Origin of the sequence: Bullifex porci, from assembly GCF_009695635.1 — a bacterium.
Lineage (GTDB): Bacteria > Spirochaetota > Spirochaetia > Sphaerochaetales > Sphaerochaetaceae > Bullifex > Bullifex porci.
Map to the genome: position 1 here is coordinate 21,010 of NZ_VUNN01000026.1, position 6,343 is coordinate 27,352.

5 protein-coding genes are annotated in these 6,343 nt (G+C 35.1%); 3 read left to right on the forward strand and 2 right to left on the reverse strand.

Annotated elements, in window-relative coordinates:
• Positions 1-6: 6 nt before the first annotated feature.
• Entirely contained in the window at positions 7-1,605 is a 1,599-nt protein-coding gene (locus FYJ80_RS10185; protein ID WP_154426562.1) for a CTP synthase, read from the forward strand.
• A gap of 83 nt (positions 1,606-1,688) precedes the next feature.
• On the opposite strand, the gene FYJ80_RS10190 is transcribed toward FYJ80_RS10185, so the two are convergent.
• A complete protein-coding gene (locus FYJ80_RS10190; protein WP_154426564.1) occupies positions 1,689-2,561 on the reverse strand; it encodes an Rpn family recombination-promoting nuclease/putative transposase in 873 nt (290 codons plus the stop codon).
• Between the two features lie 278 nt (positions 2,562-2,839).
• On the opposite strand from FYJ80_RS10190, the gene FYJ80_RS10195 reads away from it, so the two are divergent.
• Complete coding sequence (locus FYJ80_RS10195) at positions 2,840-3,721, forward strand: VIT1/CCC1 transporter family protein (RefSeq protein ID WP_154426566.1); 882 nt, start codon at positions 2,840-2,842, stop codon at positions 3,719-3,721.
• A gap of 46 nt (positions 3,722-3,767) precedes the next feature.
• Here FYJ80_RS10195 and FYJ80_RS10200 read toward each other — a convergent pair whose 3' ends face one another.
• Positions 3,768-5,585 (reverse strand): bifunctional metallophosphatase/5'-nucleotidase, encoded by a 1,818-nt coding sequence (locus FYJ80_RS10200; protein ID WP_154426568.1) that lies wholly within the window; start codon positions 5,583-5,585, stop codon positions 3,768-3,770.
• Positions 5,586-5,805: 220 nt separating this feature from the next.
• Between FYJ80_RS10200 and FYJ80_RS10205 the strand changes: the two genes are divergently transcribed.
• Positions 5,806-6,343 (forward strand): hypothetical protein (locus FYJ80_RS10205; protein ID WP_154426570.1); only part of this gene is annotated, 538 nt, incomplete at its 3' end.

Below are 6,343 nucleotides of genomic sequence, written 5' to 3' on the forward strand. Positions count from 1 at the left end.
GGATATATGTCAAAGCATATTTTTGTAACAGGTGGAGTTGTTTCCGGGCTTGGTAAGGGCATTACAGCAGCAAGCCTTGGAAGACTATTAAAGTGTAGAGGATATAAGGTTGCAGCTCAAAAGCTTGATCCTTACATGAATGTAGATCCAGGTACAATGAGTCCGCTACAGCATGGAGAGGTTTTTGTCACAGAGGATGGTGCTGAAACAGACTTAGATTTAGGGCACTATGAGAGATTCATAGATGAAGACCTAAATAAGTATTCTAACCTAACATCTGGGAAAACCTATTGGACAGTACTTCAAAAGGAAAGAAATGGTGAATACTTAGGTTCTACAGTACAGATAATCCCTCATGTAACAAATGAGATAAAAAGCTTTATCTATGCTCTTGCTGATAAAACAAAGGCAGATGTTGTTATCACAGAGATTGGTGGAACAACCGGTGATATTGAGTCTCAACCATTTTTGGAAGCAATTAGACAAATCTCACATGAGGTTGGAAAGGAAAATTGTCTCTTTATCCATGTTACACTAGTTCCATATATTAAGGGCTCTGAGGAGCATAAGAGTAAACCAACTCAGCACTCTGTTAAGGAGCTTATGGGTTCAGGCATTTTCCCTGATATCATTGTTTGCCGCTCAGATGAGAAAATAGAAGAGAGCGTATTAAATAAGATCGCCCTATTTTGTAATGTTAAAAAGGATTGTGTAATAGAAAATATTACTGTACCAGTCCTCTATGAGGCTCCTATTATGCTATCAAAGCAGGGCTTAGATAGAGTTGCACTTAGAGAGCTAGGACTAAAAGAAAATAACATTAACCTTACCGAGTGGAATAATATGCTTGATATGATTGCATCCTCACATAGGCACATCAAGATAGCACTAGTTGGTAAGTATATCGCACTTCATGATGCATATTTATCTGTTATAGAATCATTAAAGCATGCAGGATGGCACAATGGTGTTCAGGTTGACATCAAATGGACAGATAGTGAGGAGGTAACACCTAGCACTGTTGATGAGCTTTTTAAGGATGTTGACGGTATATTAATCCCAGGTGGTTTTGGTTCTAGAGGAATTGAAGGTAAAATTGAAGCGTGCAGATATGCTAGAGAGAATAATATTCCATATCTTGGTATTTGCTTAGGAATGCAAATTGCTGTTATCGAATATGCACGTAACGTTCTTGGATATAAGGATGCTAACTCCTCTGAGTTTGACCCTGAATCAAAGCACAAAGTAATCGACCTCATGGAAACTCAAAAGAACATAAAGAAAAAGGGTGGCACAATGAGACTTGGTGCATATCCATGTAAGATTAAAGAGGGATTATTGCTTTCAAGAGTTTATGAAGGAGAAAGCCTCATTCAAGAGCGCCATAGACATAGATATGAGTTCTCAAATGCATTTAGAGAAGAGCTTGAAGCAAAGGGACTTTCTGTAGTAGGAACCTCCCCTGATGAAACTCTTGTAGAGGCAGTTAGTATTGAAAAGAATTGCTTCTTCTTAGGTGTCCAATACCACCCAGAGTTTAAGAGTAGACCAAATAGACCAAGTCCTGTTTTCTACTCCTTTATAAAAGCAGCAGCGAATAGATAATTATTTTATTAATTAATGGACTGTCAAAAACTGGCAGTCCATATAAATTATTGAGTAGTTAATTAAGTTTTGAACTTAGTAAATTACTTATTAAAGTAAGCCTTCATATCCTTTTCAAACTTTTCAACAGTAATATTAAGCTTATTAGCAGCTATTTCCTTTGTAATTATTCCATCACGAGTTAATTCATATAGCCCCTCACGGAGACCCTCGCGCTTGCCCTCAAGCTTACCATCATTCTTTATATCTTCAATTGCCTTACACATGTTATATCCTCCATCATTTGGAATATCTACCTTCATTATCGTTTCTAATAACTTAGCTGTTCTATAATCAAGGTTCTTAAAGGCCTCTTCACTATTAATATAACTTAAAAGCGCATTTTTATCTCCTTGATTCTTAATAATATTTAATACTAGCTTTAATGGCTTACTTATTTTATTTAACTTTTCGCCCTTTAGCTCATGGGGATCTAAGACATAATACCCTGCATTTACTAAAGGATAGCCAAAGACCTTTATTGCCTCCTTTGATAATAGCTTTCTTAAATCAGTTGCATTACTCCATTTCCTATCTAGCATATTAAATACTCTGATATACACTGGCTTTAGCTTCTCACCCTCCTTAATAGTAGCTATTTGATTATCATAGATTAATAGTGATGCAATACCTGCTCTTATTACCATATGCTTATCACTATATGCTTGTGACTCAAGACCAATAATTGCATATACATTTTCATCACTCTCCTTTACTGTTGAATCATAAAGATTATCTACTAAGACCTCTAAGGATTTATTCTTAGTAAACACTGTAGAATTAACAGGGTCTATTTCTCTTAGGTCTTCAGCTTTTATTCTTTCTTCTCCATTAAATAGAGATAGATTAACAAACTCTGAAAAGATCTTAGGATCAGAGAAAAAATTCTTTGCTGCGCGATCTTTTTCCTTTGCCATCGCTGCCTCCTTTTTTTTGGTTTCTATTAATAATTCAAATAAAAGTTAAAAAAATCGTAATAAAAATGAGGTAAAATCAAGAAACACAAAGTTCTTATGTTTAATATTTCTTTAGAATAAAACAAATTAAAAATTTTTTATTAATTTTTTTAATTGAAGCTATTATCTAGTTATTTGATATAAAAGCTAAAAAAACTATTAAAAAAAATAAAACGACATAAGAGCATAGTATAAATACTATCTTTAACTTTATTTATTTTGGTGCTATAAGCTCTCCTATGGAAAAACAATTAAGTAAAAAAATAAAGGAATTAGTTCTAGGCTTTCAGATAAACGAACTGACTGAAGCGCTTGTTTATGAACGTATAGCTACCTTTGTAAAGGATGAAAAGGATAAACAAACTCTTTTGAGAATTGCGGCAGATGAAAGATGTCATGCAGAGGTATGGAAATCATACACAAAGGAAGCTGTAAAGCCTAAGATGGGTCAAGTTAGAAAGTGGACTTTACTTGCTCGTATTTTTGGATACACCTTTGCTCTAAAAAAGATGGAGAATGGCGAAAAGGGTGCAACTAAGGCTTATGATGAAATTTCAAAGGAAATTCCAGAAGCTAAGAAAATCAGTGAAGATGAAGATAGACATGAAAGAGAGCTTTTACAGATTCTTGATGAAGAAAGACTTAAGTATGTTGGTTCAATGGTATTAGGTCTCTCTGATGCTTTAGTAGAGATTTCTGGTACTCTTGCGGGCTTAACCTTCGCTCTTCAAAACAATAAGCTAATTGCTCTCTCAGGTCTCATTACTGGAATTAGCGCTACCCTTTCTATGGGCTCTAGTGAATATCTATCTGCAAAAAGTGATGGAGAGGAAAAGCCCTTTAAGAGTGCTCTTTATACAGGAATTGCCTATGTAATTACCGTTACTCTTATGATACTCCCATATCTACTTTTACCATCCTCGATGTTCATGGTTTCACTTTCTATCATGCTATTAACTGTAGTCTTAATTATTGCAGGCTTTAGCTACTATGTAGCTGTTGCTAAGGAGCTGTCATTTAAGAAACGATTTATAGAAATGGCTGGAATTAGCTTATCTGTTTCAGCAATTTCATTTATTATCGGTATTTTAGTTAAACAATTTTTGGGAATTGATATTTAAAAATAAAAGGTGCAAAATTGCACCTTTTATTTAATTAAGAGAACTATTAATTACCAGCCTTCTTGATTAACTCATCATAATCCTTGAGGTTATAGCTCTTAGCATAAGGAGTTTCAAGCTTACCAGCATTAATTAATTCAACGAGCTCAGCTCTTCTTGGGTCATCAAGATTAAGATCAACACCTACAATCTTCCAGTTGTTATCAACAGTTGGTTCTACTGGAGAGTTAGAAGCAAAGTATGCAACGATCATATCTCTAATTGATGATGAAGACTCCCACTCCTTCTTTCCTGCAGCAAGACCCTGAGCTTTAATAGCAGAGGAGTATCTGTAGTTGTTAACTGCGACCTTTACAATTTGATCATCCTCAAGAGGCTTACCATTGAACATTACATTCTTAATTCTTGAACCAGCAGGCTGAGAGAGATCAATTTCGTAATCTACACCAGCAAACATATCATAGAGATATCCTGGATGATCTGGGTCAAAGGAGATATTGATATCACCCTCGGTCCACTGATTATAGCAAGCAGCAGCCCATTCCATATATCCCTTAAGCTCTTTACCAGTCATTGAAACTCTGTAGAGTGTGTTATCAAACTTATAGATATCGAAGATATTACCATAGTTAATATCACCCTCAGGGAGATCAGAGGTATCCTTAAAGAGTGCTGCAGCAGATACATCTGCACCAGATGCTTCAAGCTGAATCATGTTAATTAAGTCCATTACAGCTGTATCTCTAAGCTTGCCCTCAGGAAGGCCTTTAATTTCATTTTCAGGCTGAAACTTTGCAGTTGTAGTTCCTAAAGCTGGACCCTTTTCACCATCTTCACCAACACCAGATACATAGCTTACAGCCTTCTCATGAAGCTCCTTAACAACAGGAATTTCTCTAATTTCTTCACTTGGCTCTGTATCCTTCATATCAATTACATCGTAGCTTGAGGAAATAATATTATTCTCATCATCAAGTGTGAGAACTACCTTAGCAATATCTCTACCACTATTTCTTGTAGCAACGATAGGAACACCATTGTAGTCTTCTTTAACAATACTATGGTTATGAGCAACCTGTAATACATCTACCTCTGGGTTTACTTCCAAAATCTTGAGACCAGAGTCTGAACCATTTTCTTCATCAAACTCTGCATATGTGCCCATATGTGCAGATACAATAATAATATCTACATCTTTATCAAGCTTTGCAATTTCATCCTTAACTGCATATGCTGCATTTTCATAGATGTAGTCTTCAATCTCTTCCTTACCACCATCCCAAATTGGAACATCTGGAGTAACAACACCAATTACAGCAACCTTAACACCATCACGATTAATGATAGTTGTACCAGCACCTGTAACATACTTACCCTTTGAATTCTTTACGTTTGCAGCAAGTACAGGGAATTCTGCCTTAGACAAGATTTTCTTCATAGTAGGAATACCCCAGTTGAATTCATGGTTACCAAGTGTCATAGCGTCATAACCCATAAAGTTCATTGCAGCGATAACTGGATGTAATTCATCTGGATTCTTATTTGCAAGGTCATCAGTCATGATTGTACCCTGAATATCATCACCAGCATCAAGTAGGATTAAACCAGGATGTGTTTCTCTTTCATTTTTAATGAATGTGTAGAGTCTAGACATACCATTATTTGTGCTTTCCTTTGAGTCTTCATATGAGAAACCCCAAATATTTCCGTGCATGTCTGATGTACCAAGGATTACCAATTCAAAAGGTTCTCCAGGAACACGATTAGAAACCATTTCACTCTTCTGAGATGTTGCACATGACATAGTTGTAAATAATGTAGCACAAATCAAAAGAACAGCTAACAAAATGTTGTGTTTTTTCATTTATTCCTCCATAGCAAGAATATGTTTATATAGTAACCTATTATGGCAACAAAAATCTTTACTTATTTGTAAAATAATAAAAGAATCACCCTCACAGATAATGATAACAACAAATATTCAAAAATTATTATTACTTAATCTCTTTGGTATAAAAATTGTGTATCCAGATGGAGCAAAAAACGTTATATATTACATAATATTATTTTTAGAGAGGAATAAAGTGAACAAACATAAATTATCAATTATTATGCTTTCTCTTGTTCTAGTACTTATGCTTATTTCATGTAGCAACAATACACCAAGTGGAGCATCTGCAACTGGGCTATCAGTAGGAAAAGTAGGAACTATCTTTGCCGATTCTAACTACAAATATGACATTGCATACAAAAATGGTTCAACTAGATATATAGCCGATGTTATTGTTAATTTGTCAAATGGATCATACAAGAATCCTTCATCAGTTAATGGTGAATTATTTAAATTTAATGGTTCCGATTGGGTGAGTGTACAGAAAAATATTACTGGACAGATAGCATTTACTGAAAGTGGTACCTACAAGGTAAAGTATACAGCTGATGGTTTTACTGCTGAAACAGGAGAGTTCCCAGTATATAAACCTGGAGAATTATATAATTTTTCTGCGACAAAACCTGTATATGCAGAAGGAGCCCAAATGATGAAAACTGATTTCACCTATACCTACTGCTACAAAGATGAAAATGGCTCTATAATACTAACAAATTCTGCACCACAAGATG